The organism is Brevibacillus sp. FSL K6-0770 (genome assembly GCF_038000275.1).
GTDB lineage: Bacteria > Bacillota > Bacilli > Brevibacillales > Brevibacillaceae > Brevibacillus > Brevibacillus parabrevis.
Genome location: NZ_JBBOBQ010000001.1, coordinates 5,163,249 through 5,181,687 on the forward strand (window position 1 = coordinate 5,163,249; position 18,439 = coordinate 5,181,687).

Consider the following 18,439-nt stretch of genomic DNA (forward strand, 5'->3'; position numbering starts at 1 on the left):
TTGAGAAAACAGCTGAGAAAACTTTTTACGGGGCGACAGAATCGGTGCGCTGTTTTTTTCGAATAAAAAAGCAAAGGGACGGTTGCTCGTTCCGTCCCTTTGCCTGTAAAGCTTTAGTTTAGTCTGACAATAGTTAGCGTGGCCCCGGCGCCAGTCAACAGCGTAGCTGCTCCCAACAGGCCGAAGAGCTGAAGCGTGATCGTCGAGTTCGCTCCCAACGGGGCAATGATTGTGTTGTGGAAGGAAGAGAGGGACAGCGTTGGTGCAACGATTGACGGAGTGAATGGAGAGCCGTTAATGACAAGACGTGTACTGACCAGCAAAGCGGCTGTCGTATTGATCGAATACGACAAGAGGTAATTCCCCGCTGATGGCACGGTAAAGGTGGTGTTGGCGCCATTGACGGTTACACCGTTCAGGATCTGATTGTTGGGCAAAGGTACGTTCGTGCCGCCCAATACAACTGCGATGAGCGCCCCGCTTGTATTTGCACCGAACGCGTTGATGTTTGTGAAGACGGTTCCGGTGGCGCCTGTGGCTCCCGTGGCTCCGGTTGCTCCCGTGGCTCCGGTTGCTCCCGTGACTCCAGTTGACCCCGTGGCTCCAGTTGCTCCCGTAGCTCCCGTAGCTCCAGTTGACCCCGTGGCTCCGGTTGATCCCGTAACTCCGGTTGACCCCGTGGCTCCGGTTGATCCCGTAGCTCCAGTTGATCCCGTAGCTCCAGTTGACCCCGTGGCTCCGGTTGATCCCGTAGCTCCAGTTGCTCCCGTGGCTCCAGTTGATCCCGTGACTCCAGTTGCTCCCGTCTCTCCGGTTGCTCCCGTCTCTCCGGTTGCTCCCGTAGCTCCGGTTACTCCCGTTTCTCCGGTTGACCCTGTCTCTCCGGTTACTCCCGTAACCCCGGTTGCTCCCGTTGCTCCAGTTGACCCCGTAGCTCCAGTTGACCCCGTGGCTCCGGTTGATCCCGTCTCTCCCGTAACCCCAGTTGCTCCCGTGACTCCAGTTGCTCCCGTAACTCCGGTTACTCCCGTTTCTCCGGTTGCTCCCGTTGCTCCCGTTGCTCCCGTTGCTCCCGTCTCCGGTTGCTCCCGTCTCTCCGGTTGCTCCCGTAGCTCCAGTCGACCCCGTGGTTCCGGTTGCTCCCGTGACTCCAGTTGACCCCGTGGCTCCGGTTACTCCCGTTTCTCCGGTTGACCCTGTCTCTCCGGTTACTCCGTAACCCCGGTTGCTCCCGTTGCTCCAGTTGACCCCGTGGTTCCGGTTGCTCCCGTTTCTCCGGTTGCTCCCGTAACTCCGGTTGCTCCAGTTACTCCAGTTGCTCCCGTGGCTCCAGTTGACCCCGTAGCTCCAGTTGGCCCCGTGGTTCCGGTTGCTCCCGTAACTCCGGTTGCTCCCGTAACTCCGGTTGCTCCCGTAACTCCGGTTGACCCCGTGGCTCCGGTTACTCCCGTTTCTCCGGTTGACCCTGTCTCTCCGGTTACTCCCGTAACCCCGGTTGCTCCCGTAGCTCCAGTTGACCCCGTGGCTCCGGTTGCTCCCGTCTCTCCTGTCGCTCCCGTAACCCCAGTTGCTCCCGTGACTCCAGTTGCTCCCGTAACTCCGGTTACTCCCGTGGCTCCGGTTGATCCCGTGGCTCCGGTTGATCCCGTAGCTCCAGTTGACCCCGTGGTTCCGGTTGCTCCCGTCTCTCCGGTTGCTCCCGTGACTCCGGTTGCTCCCGTAGCTCCAGTTGACCCCGTGGCTCCCGTCTCTCCAGTTGACCCCGTGGCCCCGGTTACTCCCGTCTCTCCGGTTGCTCCCGTGGCCCCGGTTACTCCCGTCTCTCCTGTCGCTCCCGTGGCTCCGGTTGACCCCGTAGCTCCAGTTGCTCCCGTCTCTCCGGTTGCTCCCGTAGCTCCAGTTGACCCCGTGGTTCCAGTTGCTCCCGTTTCTCCTGTTGCTCCCGTAACTCCGGTTACTCCCGTGGCTCCGGTTGCTCCCGTAGCTCCAGTTGCTCCCGTAGCTCCAGTTGCTCCCGTGGCTCCGGTTGATCCCGTAGCTCCAGTTGATCCCGTAGCTCCAGTTGACCCCGTGGTTCCGGTTGCTCCCGTCTCTCCTGTTGCTCCAGTTACTCCTGTTGCTCCCGTAGCTCCAGTTGACCCCGTGGTTCCGGTTGCTCCCGTCTCTCTGTTGCTCCCGTGACTCCAGTTGATCCCGTAGCTCCAGTTGACCCAGTGGCTCCGGTTGCTCCCGTGACTCCAGTTGACCCCGTGGCTCCCGTCTCTCCGGTTGATCCCGTAGCTCCAGTTGACCCCGTGGTTCCGCTTGCTCCCGTCTCTCCGGTTGCTCCCGTAACTCCTGTTGCTCCCGTAACCCCGGTTGCTCCCGTGGTTCCAGTTGACCCCGTGGCTCCGCTTGATCCCGTCTCTCCTGTCGCTCCCGTACCCCCAGTTGCTCCCGTAACTCCGGTTACTCCCGTTTCTCCGGTTGCTCCCGTAACTCCGGTTACTCCCGTTTCTCCGGTTGATCCCGTAGCTCCAGTTGCTCCCGTCTCTCCTGTTGCTCCCGTAGCTCCAGTTGACCCCGTGGTTCCGCTTGCTCCCGTCTCTCCGGTTGCTCCCGTAACTCCTGTTGCTCCAGTTACTCCGGTTGCTCCCGTAGCTCCAGTTGACCCCGTGGCTCCGGTTGATCCCGTGGCTCCGGTTGCTCCCGTGGCTCCGGTTGCTCCCGTGGCTCCCGTGGCTCCCGTCTCTCCTGTCGCTCCCGTAACCCCAGTTGCTCCCGTCTCTCCGGTTGCTCCCGTAGCTCCAGTTGACCCCGTGGCTCCGGTTGCTCCCGTGACTCCAGTTGACCCCGTGGCTCCCGTCTCTCCTGTTGCTCCCGTGGCTCCGGTTACTCCCGTTTCTCCGGTTGACCCTGTCTCTCCGGTTACTCCCGTCTCTCCTGTTGCTCCCGTGGCCCCGGTTACTCCCGTCTCTCCTGTCGCTCCCGTGGCTCCGGTTGACCCCGTCTCTCCAGTTGCTCCCGTGACTCCGGTTGCTCCCGTAGCTCCAGTTGACCCCGTGGCTCCCGTCTCTCCGGTTGCTCCCGTAGCTCCAGTTGACCCCGTGGTTCCAGTTGCTCCCGTTTCTCCTGTTGCTCCCGTAACTCCGGTTACTCCCGTGGCTCCAGTTGACCCCGTGGCTCCGGTTGCTCCCGTAACTCCGGTTGCTCCCGTAGTTCCGGTTACTCCCGTGGCTCCAGTTGCTCCCGTGGCTCCGGTTGACCCTGTGGCTCCGGTTACTCCCGTAACTCCGGTTGACCCTGTCTCTCCGGTTACTCCCGTAACTCCAGTTGACCCCGTGGCTCCGGTTGTTCCCGTCTCTCCTGTCGCTCCCGTAACCCCAGTTGCTCCCGTAACTCCGGTTGCTCCTGTAGCTCCAGTTGACCCCGTGGTTCCGGTTGCTCCCGTCTCTCCGGTTGCTCCCGTGACTCCGGTTGCTCCCGTAGCTCCAGTTGACCCCGTGGCTCCCGTCTCTCCAGTTGACCCCGTGGCCCCGGTTACTCCCGTCTCTCCGGTTGCTCCCGTGGCCCCGGTTACTCCCGTCTCTCCTGTCGCTCCCGTGGCCCGGTTGACCCCGTAGCTCCAGTTGCTCCCGTCTCTCCGGTTGCTCCCGTAGCTCCAGTTGACCCCGTGGTTCCAGTTGCTCCCGTTTCTCCTGTTGCTCCCGTAACTCCGGTTACTCCCGTGGCTCCGGTTGCTCCCGTAGCTCCAGTTGCTCCCGTAGCTCCAGTTGCTCCCGTGGCTCCGGTTGATCCCGTAGCTCCAGTTGATCCCGTAGCTCCAGTTGACCCCGTGGTTCCGGTTGCTCCCGTCTCTCCTGTTGCTCCAGTTACTCCTGTTGCTCCCGTAGCTCCAGTTGACCCCGTGGTTCCGGTTGCTCCCGTCTCTCCGGTTGCTCCCGTGGCCCCGGTTACTCCCGTCTCTCCTGTCGCTCCCGTGGCTCCGGTTGACCCCGTCTCTCCAGTTGCTCCCGTCTCTCCGGTTGCTCCCGTGACTCCAGTTGATCCCGTAGCTCCAGTTGACCCAGTGGCTCCGGTTGCTCCCGTGACTCCAGTTGACCCCGTGGCTCCCGTCTCTCCGGTTGATCCCGTAGCTCCAGTTGACCCCGTGGTTCCGCTTGCTCCCGTCTCTCCGGTTGCTCCCGTAACTCCTGTTGCTCCCGTAACCCCGGTTGCTCCCGTGGTTCCAGTTGACCCCGTGGCTCCGCTTGATCCCGTCTCTCCTGTCGCTCCCGTACCCCCAGTTGCTCCCGTAACTCCGGTTACTCCCGTTTCTCCGGTTGCTCCCGTAACTCCGGTTACTCCCGTTTCTCCGGTTGATCCCGTAGCTCCAGTTGCTCCCGTCTCTCCTGTTGCTCCCGTAGCTCCAGTTGACCCCGTGGTTCCGCTTGCTCCCGTCTCTCCGGTTGCTCCCGTAACTCCTGTTGCTCCAGTTACTCCGGTTGCTCCCGTAGCTCCAGTTGACCCCGTGGCTCCGGTTGATCCCGTGGCTCCGGTTGCTCCCGTGGCTCCGGTTGCTCCCGTGGCTCCCGTCTCTCCTGTCGCTCCCGTAACCCCAGTTGCTCCCGTCTCTCCGGTTGCTCCCGTAGCTCCAGTTGACCCCGTGGCTCCGGTTGCTCCCGTGACTCCAGTTGACCCCGTGGCTCCCGTCTCTCCTGTTGCTCCCGTGGCTCCGGTTACTCCCGTTTCTCCGGTTGACCCTGTCTCTCCGGTTACTCCCGTCTCTCCTGTTGCTCCCGTGGCCCCGGTTACTCCCGTCTCTCCTGTCGCTCCCGTGGCTCCGGTTGACCCCGTCTCTCCAGTTGCTCCCGTGACTCCGGTTGCTCCCGTAGCTCCAGTTGACCCCGTGGCTCCCGTCTCTCCGGTTGCTCCCGTAGCTCCAGTTGACCCCGTGGTTCCAGTTGCTCCCGTTTCTCCTGTTGCTCCCGTAACTCCGGTTACTCCCGTGGCTCCAGTTGACCCCGTGGCTCCGGTTGCTCCCGTAACTCCGGTTACTCCCGTGGCTCCGGTTGCTCCCGTGACTCCAGTTGACCCCGTGGCTCCGGTTGCTCCCGTAGCTCCGGTTGCTCCCGTCTCTCCAGTTGCTCCCGTAGCTCCAGTTGACCCCGTGACTCCAGTTGATCCCGTGACTCCAGTTGACCCCGTGGCTCCCGTCTCTCCGGTTGCTCCCGTAACTCCAGTTGCTCCCGTGGCTCCGGTTACTCCCGTTTCTCCGGTTGACCCTGTCTCTCCGGTTACTCCCGTAACCCCGGTTGCTCCCGTAGCTCCAGTTGACCCCGTGGCTCCGGTTGCTCCCGTAGCTCCAGTTGACCCCGTGGTTCCGGTTGCTCCCGTCTCTCCAGTTGCTCCCGTGACTCCGGTTGCTCCCGTAGCTCCAGTTGACCCCGTGGCTCCCGTCTCTCCAGTTGCCCCCGTGGGCCCGGTTACTCCCGTCTCTCCTGTTGCTCCGTGGCCCCGGTTACTCCCGTCTCTCCTGTCGCTCCCGTGGCTCCGGTTGACCCCATAGCTCCAGTTGCTCCCGTCTCTCCGGTTGCTCCCGTCTCTCCTGTTGCTCCAGTTGACCCCGTCTCTCCTGTCGCTCCCGTAACCCCAGTTGCTCCCGTGACTCCAGTTGCTCCCGTAACTCCGGTTACTCCCGTTTCTCCGGTTGCTCCGGTTGCTCCCGTAGCTCCAGTTGAACCCGTGGCTCCGGTTGCTCCCGTAGCTCCAGTTGCTCCCGTCTCTCCTGTTGCTCCCGTGACTCCGGTTGCTCCCGTAACTCCAGTTGCTCCCGTGGCTCCAGTTGACCCCGTAGCTCCAGTTGACCCCGTGGTTCCGGTTGCTCCCGTTTCTCCAGTTGCTCCCGTAACTCCGGTTGACCCCGTGGCTCCGGTTGATCCCGTCGCTCCAGTTGCTCCCGTCGCTCCAGTTGACCCCGTGGCTCCCGTGGCTCCCGTCTCTCCGGTTGCTCCCGTCTCTCCGGTTGCTCCCGTAACCCCAGTTGCTCCCGTAACCCCAGTTGCTCCCGCGACTCCGGTTGCTCCCGTAGCTCCGGTTGCTCCCGTGACTCCAATTGACCCCGTGGCTCCCGTAACTCCGGTTGCTCCCGTAACTCCGGTTGCTCCCGTGATTCCAGTTGCTCCCGTCTCTCCAGTTACTCCCGTGGCTCCGGTGATCCCAGTTGCTCCTGTCTCTCCAGTTACTCCCGTGGCTCCGATTGCTCCCGTGACTCCGGTTGCTCCCGTAACTCCGGTTACTCCCGTAGCTCCAGTTGATCCCGTGGCTCCGGTTGTTCCCGTCTCTCCTGTCGCTCCCGTAACCCCAGTTGCTCCCGTAACCCCAGTTGCTCCCGTAACTCCGGTTGCTCCCGTAGCTCCAGTTGACCCCGTGGCTCCGGTTACTCCCGTCTCTCCTGTTGCTCCCGTAGCTCCAGTTGATCCCGTCTCTCCAGTTGATCCCGTCTCTCCAGTTGATCCCGTGACTCCGGTTGCTCCCGTAGCTCCAGTTGACCCCATGGCCCCGGTTACTCCCGTCTCTCCGGTTGCTCCCGTGACTCCGGTTGCTCCCGTCTCTCCTGTCGCTCCCGTGGCTCCGGTTGACCCCGTAGCTCCAGTTGCTCCCATAACTCCAGTTGCTCCCGTCTCTCCTGTTGACCCTGTCTCTCCTGTTGCTCCCGTAGCTCCAGTTTCTCCCGTAGCTCCAGTTGACCCCGTAGCTCCAGTTGCTCCCGTAACCCCGGTGGCTCCCGTCCCCCGGTGGCTCCCGTAGCTCCAGTTGACCCCGTGGCTCCGGTTACTCCCGTCTCTCCGGTTACTCCAGTTGCTCCCGTGACTCCGGTTGCTCCCGTCTCTCCTGTCGCTCCCGTGGCTCCAGTTGACCCCGTAGCTCCTGTTGCTCCCGTAACTCCAGTTGCTCCCGTAGCTCCAGTTGCTCCCGTAACCCCGGTGGCTCCCGTAACTCGGTGGCTCCCGTAGCTCCAGTTGACCCCGTGGCTCCGGGTACTCCCATAGCTCCAGTTGACCCCGTGGCTCCGGTTACTCCCGTGGCTCCCGTCTCTCCGGTTGATCCCGTCTCTCCTGTCGCTCCCGTGGCTCCGGTTGACCCCGTAGCTCCTGTTGCTCCCGTAGCTCCAGTTGCTCCAGTTGCTCCAGTTGCTCCCGTAGCTCCAGTTGACCCCGTAGCTCCTGTTGCTCCCGTAGCTCCAGTTGCTCCAGTTGCTCCAGTTGCTCCCGTAGCTCCAGTTGACCCCGTAGCTCCAGTTGCTCCCGTAACCCCGGTGGCTCCCGCGTAACCCCTGTTGCTCCCGTAGCTCCAGTTGACCCCGTGGCTCCGGTTACTCCCATAGCTCCAGTTGACCCCGCGGCTCCGGTTACTCCCATAGCTCCAGTTGACCCCGTGGCTCCGGTTACTCCCGTGGCTCCCGTCTCTCCGGTTGATCCCGTCTCTCCTGTCGCTCCCGTGGCTCCGGTTGACCCCGTAGCTCCGGTTGCTCCCGTGACTCCGGTTGCTCCCGTAGTTCCGGTTACTCCCGTGGCTCCAGTTGCTCCCGTGGCTCCGGTTGACCCTGTGGCTCCGGTTACTCCCGTGGCTCCGGTTACTCCCGTAGCTCCGGTTACTCCCGTAGCTCCAGTTGCTCCAGTTGCTCCAGTTGCTCCCGTGGCTCCAGATTCTCCCGTGGCTCCGGTTACTCCCGTGGCTCCAGTTGCTCCCGTGGCTCCGGTTACTCCCGTGGCTCCAGTTGCTCCCGTGGCTCCAGTTGCTCCCGTGGCTCCAGTTGCTCCCGTGGCTCCGGTTGACCCTGTCTCTCCGGTTACTCCCGTAACTCCGGTTGCTCCCGTAGTTCCAGTTGCTCCCGTAACCCCGGTTGCTCCCGTAGCTCCAGTTGACCCCGTGGCTCCGGTTACTCCCGTAACCCCGGTTGCTCCCGTCTCTCCGGTTGACCCCGTGGCTCCGGTTACTCCCGTAACCCCGGTTGCTCCCGTCTCTCCGGTTGCTCCCGTAACTCCAGTTGCTCCCATTTCTCCTGTTGCTCCCGTGGCTCCAGTTGCTCCCGTCTCTCCGGTTGCTCCCGTAGCTCCAGTTACTCCCGTGGCTCCGGTTGCTCCCGTGGCTCCGGTTGACCCTGTCTCTCCGGTTACTCCCGTAGCTCCGGTTGCTCCAGTTGACCCCGTGGCTCCGGTTGACCCCGTAGCTCCCGTAACCCCGGTGGCTCCAGTTGCTCCAGTTGCTCCCGTAACTCCGGTTGACCCTGTCTCTCCGGTTGCTCCCGTAACTCCGGTTGACCCTGTCTCTCCGGTTACTCCCGTAACTCCAGTTGACCCCGTGGCTCCGGTTGTTCCCGTCTCTCCTGTCGCTCCCGTAACCCCAGTTGCTCCCGTAACTCCGGTTGCTCCTGTAGCTCCAGTTGACCCCGTGGCTCCGGTTACTCCCGTGACTCCGGTTGACCCCGTGGCTCCGGTTGCTCCCGTAACTCCGGTTGACCCTGTCTCTCCGGTTACTCCCGTAACTCCAGTTGACCCCGTGGCTCCAGTTGCTCCCGTCTCTCCTGTCGCTCCCGTGGCTCCGGTTGACCCCGTAGCTCCGGTTGCTCCCGTGACTCCGGTTGCTCCCGTAGTTCCGGTTACTCCCGTGGCTCCGGTTGCTCCCGTTGCTCCAGATTCTCCCGTGGCTCCGGTTACTCCCGTTGCTCCAGTTGCTCCCGTGGCTCCAGATTCTCCCGTGGCTCCGGTTACTCCCGTTGCTCCAGTTGCTCCCGTAGCTCCGGTTGTCCCTGTCTCTCCGGTTGTCCCTGTCTCTCCGGTTGCTCCCGTAACTCCGGTTGACCCTGTCTCTCCGGTTGCTCCCTGCAACTCCGGTTGACCCTGTCTCTCCGGTTACTCCCGTAACTCCAGTTGACCCCGTGGCTCCGGTTGTTCCCGTCTCTCCTGTCGCTCCCGTAACCCCAGTTGCTCCCGTCTCTCCTGTCGCTCCCGTAACCCCAGTTGCTCCCGTAACTCCGGTTGCTCCTGTAGCTCCAGTTGACCCCGTGGCTCCGGTTACTCCCGTGACTCCGGTTGACCCCGTGGCTCCGGTTGCTCCCGTAACTCCGGTTGACCCTGTCTCTCCGGTTACTCCCGTAACTCCAGTTGACCCCGTGGCTCCGGTTGTTCCCGTCTCTCCTGTCGCTCCCGTAACCCCAGTTGCTCCCGTCTCTCCTGTCGCTCCCGTAACCCCAGTTGCTCCCGTAACTCCGGTTGCTCCTGTAGCTCCAGTTGACCCCGTGGCTCCGGTTACTCCCGTGACTCCGGTTGACCCCGTGGCTCCGGTTGCTCCCGTAACTCCGGTTGACCCTGTCTCTCCGGTTACTCCCGTAACTCCAGTTGACCCCGTGGCTCCGGTTGTTCCCGTCTCTCCTGTCGCTCCCGTAACCCCAGTTGCTCCCGTCTCTCCTGTCGCTCCCGTAACCCCAGTTGCTCCCGTAACTCCGGTTGCTCCTGTAGCTCCAGTTGACCCCGTGGCTCCGGTTGACCCCGCCTCTCCTGTCGCTCCCGTAACCCCAGTTGCTCCCGTAACTCCGGTTGCTCCTGTAGCTCCAGTTGACCCCGTGGCTCCGGTTGACCCCGCCTCTCCGGTTGATCCCGTAACTCCAGTTGCTCCCGTGGCTCCGGTTACTCCCGTAGCTCCAGTTGCTCCCGTGGCTCCAGTTGCTCCCGTCTCTCCAGTTGCTCCCGTAGCTCCTGTGACTCCCGTTGACCCTGTGGCTCCGGTTACTCCCGTGGCTCCGGTTGACCCCGTGGCTCCGGTTGCTCCCGTAACTCCGGTTGTCCCTGTCTCTCCGGTTACTCCCGTAACCCCGGTTGATCCCGTGGCTCCTGTTGCTCCCGTAGCTCCGGTTGTCCCTGTCTCTCCGGTTGTCCCTGTCTCTCCGGTTGCTCCCGTAACTCCGGTTGACCCCGTGGCTCCGGTTGTTCCCGTCTCTCCTGTCGCTCCCGTAACCCCAGTTGCTCCCGTCTCTCCTGTCGCTCCCGTAACCCCAGTTGCTCCCGTAACTCCGGTTGCTCCTGTAGCTCCAGTTGACCCCGTGGCTCCGGTTGACCCCGCCTCTCCTGTCGCTCCCGTAACCCCAGTTGCTCCCGTAACTCCGGTTGCTCCTGTAGCTCCAGTTGACCCCGTGGCTCCGGTTACTCCCGTGACTCCGGTTGATCCCGTAGCTCCAGTTGACCCCGTGGCTCCGGTTACTCCCGTCTCTCCTGTCGCTCCCGTGACTCCGGTTGACCCCGTAGCTCCGGTTGCTCCCGTGACTCCGGTTGCTCCCGTAGCTCCGGTTACTCCCGTGGCTCCAGATTCTCCCGTGGCTCCGGTTACTCCCGTAGCTCCAGTTGCTCCCGTGGCTCCAGATTCTCCCGTGGCTCCAGTTACTCCCGTAGCTCCAGTTGCTCCCGTGGCTCCAGATTCTCCCGTGGCTCCGGTTACTCCCGTAGCTCCAGTTGCTCCCGTGGCTCCGGTTACTCCCGTCTCTCCGGTTGCTCCCGTGATTCCGGTTGCTCCCGTGACTCCGGTTGACCCCGTGACTCCGGTTGACCCCGTCTCTCCTGTTACTCCCGTGACTCCAGTTGACCCCGTAACTCCAGTTGACCCCGTGGCTCCAATTGACCCCGTGGCTCCGGTTGCTCCCGTAGCTCCAGTTGACCCCGTGGCTCCGGTTACTCCCGTTGCTCCAGTTGACCCCGTGGCTCCGGTTACTCCCGTAGCTCCAGTTTCTCCCGTAGCTCCTGTAACTCCGGTTGACCCCGTGGCTCCAGTTGCTCCCGTAACTCCGGTTGACCCCGTAACTCCAGTTGCTCCCGTAACTCCAGTTGACCCCGTAACTCCAGTTGATCCTGTGTCTCCGGTTGCTCCCGTGGCTCCAGTTGACCCCGTGGCTCCAGTTACTCCCGTGACTCCAGTTGCTCCTGTCTCTCCGGTTGCTCCCGTAGCTCCTGTAGCTCCAGTCGCCCCCCTCCCCGCCCCTGTCGCTCCCGTTGGACCTGTTGCTCCGGTTGGACCAGTCGGCCCCTGCATGGTGGAGGCGCTCAACACCGTCTGCAGCTTCGCCTGGAGGAGCATGTCTTGTTTGATCGTCGCATCGACCATTTCTCTTACGCTCTGGTCAATCGCCAGCAAATCATCTATCGTCGCTCCCGCAGGTCCACTCACACCAGGAAGCGTTCCTAGGACATACTGAATTTTTTCGCCTTCCGCATTCAAGATATGGCTTAGCCCCAATTCCTCCATGGCAAAAGAAGACAGCAACAAGTTAATGGCGTCTTCGCGCGTAATCGTAATTGTCGGGCTGATATTTGGGATATTTGGAAATGACAAAACTCTCCCCCCTTCCCCGTGAAAAGCGCAGCCTCCCATTCCGCTTATTCAAATAGCCAAAAGAACACCATCCAACCTCACGGATTCTTCTTCCACTTCTTGGACTGGACCACAACCTTGTGGCTTTTGGTCACGGCGGGCAGTACCTCCCTGTTTAACCAAGGAGCTTGATAATGGCGATTTGTCTCGATAACGGAACGGACGCTCCCCCCGAGATCGCCGTACTTTTTCAATGGCAGGACAATGTCCTTCAATTTCATTTTAAAAGCAGAAGAAAGCGCGCTCGAAGGCGAACCATACCTTTCCAACTGCTGCAAAGCCGAACCAAGCATGGAGCGTTTTTCCCGCTGTGCAGCTTCCCCCTCAATCCCTCGATTGGCAAAAGGCACTCCCCAAAAATCCGCTTTCCGCACACAAATGCGAAAAAAATCATCCAACTGTTCGAGCAAATGAATAAGCTGCTGCTCGGACGATCGGTGACAGGGCGACGTTTGCTGGAGAGCAATGACATGCAAAATGATCTGTTCCACTAGGCCAATGGCCGCTAGACCAAACGAGTACACAGCCGTCCATGACCTTTTGCAAACCTCCGCAACCTGCTCCGATTTCTCTGCCATATGATCTTGCCATGCAAAAAAAGAAGCCATCCCCTTTATCCGGCTAAAAGTTATCCAATGCAACATAATCATCGCTTCCAGCCAAAGACTTGACGATTTCAGCGCCTGGAATAAAAGTGGGATCGCTTCTTCCTTTGGATGTGTTTTGGCGGCAAGCAAAAAAGCTTTGGTGTGACACGCTTGGCATTCCGCCAGAGAAGCCATGGCTTTTTCCATGGCGAAGGCAGCGGCCAAAAGCCGCTCATATCCGTCTGTTCCCCCTGTCGTTCCCTGGCGATTCGTCCAATGAACCACACCTGCAAGCATTCGGTCAAACGAGCTATTCCTCATGACAATCCTCGGCAGGATCTCCCGAATCGCCCGGCTTTCGTTCCATTTCCAAAATATTATCCAGCTTGAATTGCAGCAAAATTTGCTTGCTGATGATGCTGCGCAGCATTCTTTCGACGCTTTTGTTAATGCGCAGCATATCTTCCAGGCAAACCTCCTCTTTTTGCAGCAAACGCTGAATTTTTTCCCCCTCCGCATTCATAATATGAGACAGGCTGATTTCCTCCATGGCGACAGAGGTAAGCAACAGATGAAACACTTCCTCGCGCTTCAGCGTGATGCGCGGCGTTATGTCAGGCACATTTGGCAACGACATGTCTCATGACCTCCGTTTCCAGCCGCCGGAAAAAGCAATTCTCTCACACAGACGGCTGCGCTTCTTCCCGGCTGGCAAAGTACCTTTCGTTGTGCAAAACGCTCGGATGCGTAGGATGGTGCAGCTTTGACATCTCGTGGTGAATTTTTGCCCTTCCGTACTCCCCGATCTGATCATAGCAGTAGCACAACTGCAAATGAGGCAGCCACGACCAGGCAGGTTCATCTGTCATCCCCATCATGTTTGGTGGCCGTTCAAGCAAAGTCGCTTGCCGGAACCAGTAAATCGCTTTATGAATATCCTTTTTCTCCAAAAAATAAGCCCCTACCTTGCAGCAAAATTCCGCCCGCGGCGCGTCAAAAGCCAATGTTCTCACCAGGGACTGAATCTGTTTTTCCGGCTGCTGCAAGTTCGCATAACATTCCGCTTGTTTATAGCAAGCCATAATCTGGTCCTCGATCCAGCCCTGTCCGCCATCCAAAAAGGCTTGATATTGCTCGGCCGCTTCCTGATAGCGGCCATGATCGTAAAGTTCGTTGGCGAAGTAGTACTGATCCCTGGGGGAAAACAATTCTTTTCGCTCCTGCCGCCGCAAATAAATTTGCAAATTGCGGTCGGTGTACGCCTTCTCCTTGCGATGCGTGACCGCAATGTCGCTGTGATAAATCTCCCCTCCCACCTCCAAATATTCGTGGACAGCGCCGTGCCAGACAAATTGGCGTTGCCGCTTCACCAGCCGATTTCGCCGCAGGAACTTCACAGGCTGGCCCCGATCGTCAAAGGCAAGGTGATAAGGCATGGAAACACTGTCGTACTCAAAAGGCTCCATTTTCCGCAGCGCCAAAAACCGTTCCCGGTCAGCTTCTTCCAACACATCGTCGGCATCGAGCCAAAAAATATAGTCTTTGCTCGCCTGGCTGAAAGCAAAGTTGCGCGCTGCCGCAAAGTCGTCGATCCACGCAAACTCAAACAGCCTCGCCCCGAATGACCGGGCAATTTCGCGCGTCTGATCTTCAGACCCTGTATCTACAATGATGATCTCATCCACCAAATCGCGCACAGTCGACAAGCATCGACCCAGTGTCTGTTCTTCATTGCGAACGATCATGCACAGGCTGACTGTGAACATGCAGATCGCCCTCCTTAGGCGCAAAATCTTTTTTACATCCTATTTTCCGGCCAAGCCCAATATGTATATCGCTCCTCACATAACTTTGGCTTTCAAAGAATAAGGTTTATCGAAAGCGTGATGAAAGAACAACCCAAAGAAGGTGATAGCGTCCATGACACCTCCGCTCATTTCGCTATGCATGATTGTCAAAGACGAGGCCGATCAGATCGAAGCATGTCTGGGAAGCGTTCATTCTGTTGTAGATGAGATCATTGTCGTCGACACAGGTTCAACAGACGGCACACAGGAGCTTTGCCGCAAATACGGTGCGAAAGTCATCGAAGCTCCGTGGGAAAACAGTTTTTCCAAAGCGCGGAATATCGGATTGAAAGAAGCCCGCGGGGAATGGGTGTTGTGGCTCGATGCGGATGAGCGATTGGAGGAAGCAGATCAGGAGGCGTTGCGTCAGGCGGCCATTGCAAGCAAATCGGACGTTCTGTTTCTCAAGCTCCTTCATTACCAAGGCCCGAAAAAAGAAACGGCCTCTCTGCATCTGGCAAGCCGCAACGCGCAAATCCGCCTTTTTCGCAACAAAAAGGGGTTTCAATTTGCAAGGGATATTCATGAAGTGCTGCAATGGCCCGAAACGGTTCCGCAGGACGGGGCGATCCCGCTGATTCCTGTCCGCCTTCACCATTATGGCTACATAGAAGAAGTTGTTACGAAGAAAAACAAAGCCAGACGCAACCTGAAGCTGCTTTTGGAAGAGAGGGAAAATCCCGATCGCGACCCGTGGTGCGACTACCACCTGGCCAGCGAATTTTATCGCGCGCAAAAATGGGAGCACGCCTTCATTCTCGTCAATCAGGCGCTGGAAGGCTTTTTGGGCAAAAGTCAGTTGCCGCCGTCTCTTTTTTACAAGCTAAAATACGAGATTTTGTTCCGGCACGGCAGCATGCGGGGGGCATGGCCCGGCATCGAATGCGCCATTCGGCTCTATCCGGATTACGTGGACCTGCATTTTTACAAAGGGGTTTTCTTGATGGAGCACGGGCTGTACGCCGAAGCGATCCAATCGTTCGAGCGTTGCCTGGAGATCGGGGAAGAGCATTGGGAGCATCTCAGTCAGCAAGGGATGGGCAGCTTTCATGCCTTGCACTATCTCGGACGTTGCATGGAGCGTCTGGGCAAATCAAAAGAGGCGCACGTATACGACCAGACCTCGGCCAACATGGTGCGTACATGTGCCCACACGCCATCGACCAAGGGGTGATAAAATGACGACGCAAACGCGGATTTTGATTGGAAGCCCGGTTTGCCAACAACCGGACGTGCTGCGCATGTTTTTGTTTTCGCTGGAAAAGCTTTCGACTTCCGATATGGCCGTCCACTACCTGTTTGTTGATGACAATAACGATCCTGCTTCGAGCAGACTCCTCCACCATTTTGCCGAAAAGCACTCCGGCCAAGTGGAGATCATCCGCAGCCAGGAAGCACCCTCTACCTACTCTTGCAACGAGACGACCCATATTTGGACAGATGAGCTGGTCTGGCGGGTAGCTTCCTTCAAAAACCAACTGATCGAGCGCGCCAAATCAGGCGGCTACGACGGGCTGTTCCTCCTCGACTCGGACTTGCTGCTCCAGCCAGCTACGCTGGAAACTTTGCTCGCATCGGAAAAAGACATCGTCTCGGAAGTTTTCTGGACGAGTTGGACGCCAGACACGCTGCCAGTTCCCCAGGTTTGGCTTACGGACCAGTACACGCAGTATGAAATCAACCATCGGCTGGAAAGCATCTCTGCCGAGGAACAATACCTCAGAAAGTACGCCTTTTATGGAAAGCTGCGCGTTCCCGGCCTGTATGAAGTGGGCGGCCTCGGCGCTTGCACCTTGATTCGCCGGAAGGCATTGGAATCCGGCGTGAACTATTCGCGTATTCACAATGTCACGTTTTGGGGAGAAGATCGCCATTTTTGCATACGGGCTGTGGCGCTAGGGTTCTCTTTGTTCGTAGACACCCACTACCCCGCGTTCCATCTGTACCGGGAAAGTGACTTTGCGGAAGCGACCGTCTGGATGAAACAAATCTACGGTTCCGCTCCGCTCCGCGTCAAAAAATCCCCCTCTCTTGCCGTGCCCGCTGTGCCCACGTCCCGTCCCAAAATTACTTTGTCCATGGTCATCCACAACGAGGCAGACAAACATCTCGCCCACGTGCTCACCAAGCACAGGGAGTACATCGACGAAGCCGTTATTATCGACGACGGCAGCACAGACGACAGCGCCGAAATTTGCCATGAGCTGCTAAAAGGCATTCCCCTCCACCTCGTCCGAAACCCGACGCCGCAATTCACCAACGAAGTCGCCCTGCGCAAACAGCAATGGAAAGAAACCATTTCTCACCAGCCAGAGTGGATCGTCAACATGGATGCCGACGAAGTTTTTGAAGACGGGTTTGCCACAGGTGTACATGCGCTGCTCTCCAGACAGCATGGCGATGTGTGCTGCTTCCGCCTGTATGATATGTGGACTGAATCCCACTACCGTGAAGACCCGTATTGGCGCGCCCATTATGTATACCGCCCATTCATCGTCCGCTACCGCCCCAACCTTCGCTATCTGTGGAAAGAACAGCCCTTGCACTGCGGACGCTTTCCCGGCAATATTTTCGAGCTGCCTTCCTTTCTCAGTTACTACCGGGTGAAGCATCTGGGCTGGTCATCTGAAAAGATTCGCCAGGAAAAATACGCCCGCTACAAGCTGCTGGACCCAACCGCCCTGTATGGCTGGAAAGAACAATACGAATCGATTTTGGACGCCGAGCCAAATCTCGTGCCGTGGAGAGAATAAAGGGTTGGTAACATTAACCAGTTGTGGTAAAATCGTTTACAACTATTTGGATAGGAAGGTACGGGTGCGACGTATGCCAACAACAACTTTGTAATGGCCTAAAAAACTGGATAGCCTTGCTCCTGGAAAAACAACGCGTTTTTTCGCCCAGGTGCAGTCTGCCCTTTTTTCCCATTACAAAGGAACGTAACGAAATCTGTAGGCTGTCCTTCTTACGGAGATTCGCTATGGGGAATCTCCGTTTTTTGCGTTCAAAAAAGCCAGTCTGCAAGACATCCAAATAGCAGGTACGTTCCTTACCCTTTTTCACGAGGTGAAGGATCATGCTAATCATGGAACATACGTGGGTATTAACTCAAACGCCATGCACTCTCCCCGTGCTGCGGTATTGCCGGAGCTGCGGACGCACCGTACCCTTTTTCGATACCAGCATTCGCCGGCACAACGCCAACGGCAAAAACATTTATCGTTTCGCCATCTACAAATGCGAGCGGGACCACACATGGAACGAGAAGCTCGCCATATACAAATCGTTTACGGAGCATGTAGAAGTACCGGAGCAGGAGACAATGGCAGAAAATCTCGCCTTGCCCGTCGTCCCTGTTCTCGATTACAAAGAGCAAGGCGTGCAGGAAGTCCGAATCACGATTGAAAGCGCAGATGCGCGGTATCGCCTCGACAAGCTGCTCGCCAGTCGACTGGATGGCTGGAGCCGCAGTCAAATCGTGCAAAAGATCAAGGATGGCCGCATCCGCGTCAACCAGCGGGAAGCGAAGCCGAGTGCGATTTTGTCCGCCAGCGACGTCATCGTCATTGTGATCGGCTGACACTTGCTTGCACCATATTCAATAGCAAAAGGGGCTGTCCCAAAAGTCGAATTTTCGGCTGAGCGACGCCCTTTTTCCTTTCATACGCGTCGATGAATCAATGTTTCCGCTTGCTTGACGTTAGCTAATTCGCCTTTTTGGGCAGCTCCTTTGTGCTCTGTTGGGTCGTGCTGCCAACGCCGCTATTTTCGCCTTCTGTTACTCATGCTTATCCTCGCAGCACTACCGTTTTCCTCGCTGCGTCCCAGCTCACTTCCATCCCTAGCAGGGCAGCCACCTCTCTTGCCGGAGCATAAGCGGTTCCATTTTCATGGAGACAATTCAGTTCGTGACCGTTCACCGTTACCGTTTTGGTACTCAGCTCCCACCCGACCGTTGCTCCCGCTGCCTCCGCGACCAGCCGGACCGGGACATAGGAAGTTCCTGCAATCAGCTTGCCTGTCGTCGCCAGCGTCAGCTCGACAGCGCAGTTATCAACAGGCGCCTGTGGTTTTTGTGGAAAACCTGTTAGCAACCTGTGGACATCCTGTTTAAAACTTTCCCAGGCAGCTTGCGCATTTTTGCCAAAATAAGCTTGCGCCGTGCGCTCATCGACAAAAAAGGCCGGGCAGTTTTTCCCGGTAATGTCGTAATGCCGCCACAACTTATCCACAGCCCAGCCATAACGTTTTAAAAGCTCTGCTGTCAAAGCTACGGTCTGCTCGTACATTTTTGTAAAGCTGCCGTCCGCGTTGACACACATCTCGATGCCAATCGTGCAATCGTTCGGGTACGCGCTCAGCTTTTGCAGCGCCTCTGCCTTGTACGATTTCGCCCCCACGTGATAGCCCATTTCCGTCTCAGGCAAGCACCTGATAATTTGCCGGTCGTCCACGATGTAGTGAGCGCTGGCTTCTGTCGTCGGCTTGTTGAAGTAGTTCCGGTTTGCCACCGCATCGGCGCCTTTTTTCTCGTTGGCTGTCCAGTGGATGACCAGTCCTTTCGGGACCATCTTTGTACCTGGTCTGGCCGTTGGGTTCGTGAGTAGCATTTCTGTGATTTGCATG

General features: G+C 58.5%; 10 protein-coding genes and 3 pseudogenes. 5 read left to right on the forward strand and 8 right to left on the reverse strand.

Going from position 1 to position 18,439, the window contains the following annotated elements:
• Positions 1–113: 113 nt before the first annotated feature.
• Positions 114–1,067, reverse strand: a pseudogene (locus NST23_RS28510) (BclA C-terminal domain-containing protein); the annotation flags it as partial.
• 184 nt (positions 1,068–1,251) lie between these two features.
• On the opposite strand from NST23_RS28510, the gene NST23_RS24520 reads away from it, so the two are divergent.
• Both NST23_RS24520 and NST23_RS24525 read left to right on the forward strand, forming a co-directional pair.
• Positions 1,252–2,181 carry a hypothetical protein gene (locus NST23_RS24520; protein ID WP_340964780.1) on the forward strand — a complete coding sequence of 310 codons (930 nt, stop codon included), beginning with the start codon at positions 1,252–1,254 and terminating at the stop codon, positions 2,179–2,181.
• On the forward strand, positions 2,178–3,602 hold the full coding sequence (locus tag NST23_RS24525) for a hypothetical protein (RefSeq protein ID WP_340964783.1): 1,425 nt from the start codon (positions 2,178–2,180) through the stop codon (positions 3,600–3,602). Before NST23_RS24520 ends, NST23_RS24525 begins: the two co-directional genes overlap by 4 nt.
• A 151-nt stretch (positions 3,603–3,753) precedes the next feature.
• On the opposite strand, the pseudogene NST23_RS28515 reads toward NST23_RS24525, so the two are convergent.
• The 6 genes and pseudogenes from NST23_RS28515 to NST23_RS24555 form a co-directional block, all read right to left on the reverse strand.
• Positions 3,754–5,549, reverse strand: a pseudogene (locus NST23_RS28515) (beta strand repeat-containing protein); the annotation flags it as partial.
• A 357-nt stretch (positions 5,550–5,906) separates the two neighbouring features.
• Positions 5,907–6,787 (reverse strand): annotated as a pseudogene (locus tag NST23_RS28520) (hypothetical protein); the annotation flags it as partial.
• A gap of 23 nt (positions 6,788–6,810) precedes the next feature.
• Complete coding sequence (locus NST23_RS28525) at positions 6,811–11,379, reverse strand: collagen-like protein (RefSeq protein WP_445662504.1); 4,569 nt, start codon at positions 11,377–11,379, stop codon at positions 6,811–6,813.
• A gap of 38 nt (positions 11,380–11,417) precedes the next feature.
• Positions 11,418–12,173, reverse strand: a complete 756-nt coding sequence (locus tag NST23_RS24545) for a hypothetical protein (protein WP_340964787.1) — start codon at positions 12,171–12,173, stop codon at positions 11,418–11,420.
• A gap of 103 nt (positions 12,174–12,276) precedes the next feature.
• Positions 12,277–12,603, reverse strand: a complete 327-nt coding sequence (locus NST23_RS24550) for a hypothetical protein (protein WP_173597633.1) — start codon at positions 12,601–12,603, stop codon at positions 12,277–12,279.
• A gap of 43 nt (positions 12,604–12,646) precedes the next feature.
• Positions 12,647–13,732, reverse strand: coding sequence for a glycosyltransferase family 2 protein (locus NST23_RS24555; RefSeq protein WP_173600211.1), 1,086 nt, complete (start codon positions 13,730–13,732; stop codon positions 12,647–12,649).
• A gap of 154 nt (positions 13,733–13,886) precedes the next feature.
• On the opposite strand from NST23_RS24555, the gene NST23_RS24560 reads away from it, so the two are divergent.
• The 3 genes from NST23_RS24560 (at position 13,887) to NST23_RS24570 (ending at position 17,393) form a co-directional block, all read left to right on the forward strand.
• The gene (locus NST23_RS24560; RefSeq protein ID WP_122963795.1) at positions 13,887–14,987 is read left to right on the forward strand and encodes a glycosyltransferase family 2 protein; all 1,101 of its coding nucleotides are present in this window, start codon (positions 13,887–13,889) and stop codon (positions 14,985–14,987) included.
• A 4-nt stretch (positions 14,988–14,991) separates the two neighbouring features.
• A complete protein-coding gene (locus NST23_RS24565; protein ID WP_173600213.1) occupies positions 14,992–16,566 on the forward strand; it encodes a glycosyltransferase family 2 protein in 1,575 nt (524 codons plus the stop codon).
• A gap of 323 nt (positions 16,567–16,889) precedes the next feature.
• Positions 16,890–17,393 (forward strand): S4 domain-containing protein, encoded by a 504-nt coding sequence (locus NST23_RS24570; RefSeq protein ID WP_340964789.1) that lies wholly within the window; start codon positions 16,890–16,892, stop codon positions 17,391–17,393.
• 208 nt (positions 17,394–17,601) lie between these two features.
• On the opposite strand, the gene NST23_RS24575 is transcribed toward NST23_RS24570, so the two are convergent.
• Positions 17,602–18,438, reverse strand: coding sequence for an N-acetylmuramoyl-L-alanine amidase (locus tag NST23_RS24575; RefSeq protein WP_340964791.1), 837 nt, complete (start codon positions 18,436–18,438; stop codon positions 17,602–17,604).
• Between the last annotated feature and the right edge of the window lies 1 nt (position 18,439).

What these genes read in the sequence shown, in the direction of transcription:
- NST23_RS28525 (WP_445662504.1), bottom strand. Translation starts at nt 11,379, where the DNA reads ATGGGAGGCTGCGCTTTTCACGGGGAAGGGGGGAGAGTTTTGTCATTT.
- NST23_RS24545 (WP_340964787.1), bottom strand. Translation starts at nt 12,173, where the DNA reads ATGGAAAAAGCCATGGCTTCTCTGGCGGAATGCCAAGCGTGTCACACC.
- NST23_RS24550 (WP_173597633.1), bottom strand. Translation starts at nt 12,603, where the DNA reads ATGTCGTTGCCAAATGTGCCTGACATAACGCCGCGCATCACGCTGAAG.
- NST23_RS24555 (WP_173600211.1), bottom strand. Translation starts at nt 13,732, where the DNA reads ATGTTCACAGTCAGCCTGTGCATGATCGTTCGCAATGAAGAACAGACA.
- NST23_RS24560 (WP_122963795.1), top strand. Translation starts at nt 13,887, where the DNA reads ATGACACCTCCGCTCATTTCGCTATGCATGATTGTCAAAGACGAGGCC.
- NST23_RS24565 (WP_173600213.1), top strand. Translation starts at nt 14,992, where the DNA reads ATGACGACGCAAACGCGGATTTTGATTGGAAGCCCGGTTTGCCAACAA.
- NST23_RS24570 (WP_340964789.1), top strand. Translation starts at nt 16,890, where the DNA reads ATGCTAATCATGGAACATACGTGGGTATTAACTCAAACGCCATGCACT.
- NST23_RS24575 (WP_340964791.1), bottom strand. Translation starts at nt 18,438, where the DNA reads ATGCAAATCACAGAAATGCTACTCACGAACCCAACGGCCAGACCAGGT.